The organism is Phyllobacterium sp. P5_D12 (genome assembly GCF_054049495.1).
Genome location: NZ_JBFUMG010001109.1, coordinates 1 through 678, shown reverse-complemented (window position 1 = coordinate 678; position 678 = coordinate 1). Strand labels below are relative to the sequence as shown.

The 678-nt window shown below is 53.0% G+C and carries 1 protein-coding gene; it reads right to left on the bottom strand.

Translation table 11 applies throughout. The features are described 5' to 3' along the window. Positions 1-678 (bottom strand): efflux RND transporter periplasmic adaptor subunit (locus ACXJ5O_RS28985; RefSeq protein ID WP_457302916.1); only part of this gene is annotated, 678 nt, incomplete at both ends.

The following is a 678-nucleotide window of genomic DNA, read 5'->3' as shown; positions in this document are numbered from 1 at the left end:
GGCCAAAGCTTCTCGTCGATATTGGGAAACGTCGATTTCAAGCGCATCGTGCCACTGGTCTGGTCTATTTCATTATCAATGACCGAGAGCGTTCCGGTACCTAGATTTGTACTCCCATCGCGCGTGAAAGCCGTCACGGTAACAGGACCGGCTTCCTGCGCAGCACGCACTGCCTCCAGATCATCTTCAGGCAGTGTTGACACGACTGAAATCGGTTGCGTTTGCGTAATGACGACAATCCCGGTGGTATCGGTCGCATGGACATAGTTGCCTTGATCAACCAGCCTGATGCCTGTGCGTCCATCGACGGGCGCAGTCATTTGCGTATAGGACAGCGATACGGCAGCAGAATTTTTGGCTGCGGCGTCTTGTGCAATTTGCGCCTGCAGTTGGGCAACGGTGCTTTGCTGTGTCTGCGTAGTCTCTACAGTCGTGAACTGCTGAGCGGTAAGTTTTTTATCCCTTTGCAGAATAACCTCGTCATTGCTGAGGTTGGTCTGGTCCTGCACCATTTTTGCTGACGCTTGATCAAGAGCGGCCTGAAAAGGACGAGGGTCTATCACGGCCAAAAGRTCGCCTTTCTTGACCTTCTGCCCCTCCGTGAAGAGCACCTGTTGCAATTCGCCATCAACCTTGGCCTTCATGGTGACGGTGTTGAAAGCCTGAACTGTGCCCAGA